Origin of the sequence: Paratractidigestivibacter sp. (assembly GCF_052362415.1) — a bacterium.
Taxonomy (GTDB): Bacteria; Actinomycetota; Coriobacteriia; order Coriobacteriales; family Atopobiaceae; genus Paratractidigestivibacter.
Genome location: NZ_DAWEMK010000039.1, coordinates 1 through 2,687, shown reverse-complemented (window position 1 = coordinate 2,687; position 2,687 = coordinate 1). Strand labels below are relative to the sequence as shown.

General features: G+C 65.1%; 4 protein-coding genes. All 4 read right to left on the bottom strand.

All coding sequences use genetic code 11. The features are described 5' to 3' along the window. Positions 1 to 734 (bottom strand): phage minor head protein (locus tag ACT84W_RS05425; RefSeq protein WP_444328469.1); only part of this gene is annotated, 734 nt, incomplete at its 3' end. 78 nt (positions 735 to 812) lie between these two features. After that, positions 813 to 923: a CD1375 family protein gene (locus tag ACT84W_RS05420; protein ID WP_253279184.1), complete on the bottom strand. Its 111-nt coding sequence runs from the start codon at positions 921 to 923 to the stop codon at positions 813 to 815. Between the two features lies 1 nt (position 924). Beyond that, on the bottom strand, positions 925 to 1,266 hold the full coding sequence (locus ACT84W_RS05415; RefSeq protein ID WP_117790599.1) for a hypothetical protein: 342 nt from the start codon (positions 1,264 to 1,266) through the stop codon (positions 925 to 927). A gap of 10 nt (positions 1,267 to 1,276) precedes the next feature. Beyond that, positions 1,277 to 2,308 carry a hypothetical protein gene (locus ACT84W_RS05410; protein WP_444328468.1) on the bottom strand — a complete coding sequence of 344 codons (1,032 nt, stop codon included), beginning with the start codon at positions 2,306 to 2,308 and terminating at the stop codon, positions 1,277 to 1,279. Positions 2,309 to 2,687: the final 379 nt, after the last annotated feature.

Below are 2,687 nucleotides of genomic sequence, written 5' to 3'. Positions count from 1 at the left end.
CTGTGGCTCGAGCGCGTGCGCCCGTCGAGCGTCGCCACCCATTCCTGCTGCACATTGATGCCGAGCCCCTTGGCCCTCTTGTAGCTGTCGACGCGCCCGGCGTTCTCGGCCGCCGTCGTCGAGGTCCGCGCCAAGCGCACCGCCGCCGCGCGGTTGGACCCCGCCACGTCCTGAATGCGCTTTGCGATCTTTGATATCGACTCGCCGAGCAGCACGCCCTGCATGATCTGGTTGGCGATGAGCCGCCGGTTCCATGCCATGTCCTTGGCGACGTTGACGGACGGCTTTGGCAGGTAGCTGTCGTGGTCGGTGAGCAGCCTCTGCACGGTCGAGGCGTCCTGCAGCGCGTAGGCCGTGTCAACGCCCACGGCGCTCTCGACCTGCCACGTGCCGTAGTTGTAGTTCTCGGCGTAGACCTCGGGCAGCCTGCCCTCGATGGCGGCGGCCGCGACGACGTTCGCATGCGTCATGGCCTCGGCGCACTGCTTGAGGACGATTCGGTAGTGCCTGCCGGCCGCTATCTTCCCGCTTCGCCAAGACCTGTATTGCGCCTTGGTGATCTCGCCGGCCTCGAGCCGCTCGCGCATCTTCTCGTCGTCGGCCTCGAACTGCGCCAGATAGCGCTTGAGGTTGGCGTAGGCCGTCTTGCTCGCCTCGCCGTACACTCCCGCCACCTCGCGCTCGAACGCCCGAATCTCGGCGTCTGAGAACTCGTGAGCGCTATCCCTCGCCATGCGCCGCCTCCAATCGTCGGCACGCATGGTCGCCCGCGCATAACGGAAAAGGGCCCCGACCGAAGCCGGGGCCCTTCCCTACTCGCCGTCTGCCTCTAGCATCTGGCGTACCTCGTCACGCCAGCGCTCGGGAACGCTCTCGAGCGTGCGCTTGCCGCTTTTCACGGCGCGGTAGTAGATCTTCGCCAAGTTACTCACCTCCAACGATGTCGCCGAGCTCGAGAAGGGCCGCTTGCGAGTCGGCGACCTGCTGCTGGAGCGATGCGATCTGCTCCTCCATGCTCATGCCGTCCGCCTCGTGAGCCGCCCAGACGGTGTCAAAGTCGGCCTTTGCGCCCTCGACCGTCAGTTCGCCAGTCGGGTCGGTGAAGTGCAGCTCCTCGTAGGTGAACACCTTCACCTTGACGGAACCGCCCTCGCCGCCCTGCTCCTCGCGCTCGCCCTCGGCGATGCCGCGGCGCAGCCAGACGTCGGTCCCCGCGATCTCGACCGTCTCGGGCCTCTCGCCCGTTCGCTCCGACTTCACAACCATATTTTTCCTCCTAACCCACGGCCCTCGCCGCGTTGAATATGCACCGCTTGACGTTCATCTGGTGCTCCATGACGGCCGTTTTCAGCCAGCCCCAGTAAGAGCACACGCGCCTCGCCAAGCGCTCGGTGCGCCTGCGCCTGTAGCGCGCGAACGCGCGTCGCAGTCGTTTCCAGAGCCTCTTTCGCAAGTCGACCCGTCGCCCGCGAGCGCACCAGATGCGATAGCCCGCGAAATCGATGGGCTCGGCGCCGTTGCGCCTCACCTTCCACGGTTTCAGCGACAATCCTAGCCGCCCCAAAACGCGTGCGGCGATGGCCGCGGCCTTCCTGAGCGAGCGCTTTGAGTTGCCGAGAAAATAGCCGTCGTCGGCGTACCACACCTGGCATCCCGCGAGCCTCACGCGTTTGCCGTGCCGCTCCTTCGCCGCCTCCTCGACCGCGTGGTACGCGAACGAGATCACGAGCGCCGCCAACCGAAGCGACAGGTAGCTGCCGAGGATAAGGACGCCGTTCATCGTCGACAGCAGCGAATGGAGCAGGTAGAGGACTTGGCTGTTCTTGACGTAGCGCGCCGCCAGACCCTCCACTATCTCCGTCCGCATCGAGCCGTAGCAGTTGCGGATGTCGACGTGTACGTGGTAGGCGAAGCGGTGAACCTCACGCCTGAGCTTGCGCATCCCCAGCGCCGCGCCCTTGCCCTTGACGCCGCTCGACACCTGCCAGAAGCCGACCTTGGCGGCAAGGAGCGGCTCGAGTGCCCCAACGCACAGGTAGTTGCAGACCTGCCGCTTGATGCTCTCGACGCTTATCTCGCGCAGCTTGCCGTTGTTTGGGTCGTGCTTCAGGTAGGTTCGAATCGGCTCGAACGTAAGCGTCTCGGTCGAGAGCTCTAGCCAGATGCGGTCGACGAACGCCGTCTCGGTGCCGTATTCGTCGGCGACGCGCCAGCCGTTCTCCTTGCCGGAGTCACTTTTCTTCCATCGGTGCAGGGCCTCGACGACGCTCTTGCGCGTGAACTCGATGCCCTTGCAGTAGGTTTTCATAGATCAAAGCTCTTTCTGTCTGTCATACGAGCGTTCGCCTTGCGGCTACCAGCCCGTGAGCCTTGCGGACAAATTTCACTCAAAGGAGTCAGGCGGAGCCGCGTCCCGCCAGAAAGCGGCGGGCGCGGTAGACACGGTGCGAGTAGAGATTTATAGACAGAAAGCCGGGAGACGAAGCCCCAAGCGGCCCAACCGGACCGGCCCCACGAGTGCGCGTAACGAAGACCGGCGCCCGAGCCGTACCACAGGCGGCCGAGGAACAGAACCAGAAACCGGCGCCGCCCTCACCGTGAATCCCTGCTTGGAGTTAGGAGGGGGCTGGCCCCCTCTCAGGGCGAAGCCCAGATTGACCCCCCGCGACCGCCCCGAGCCGAAACCC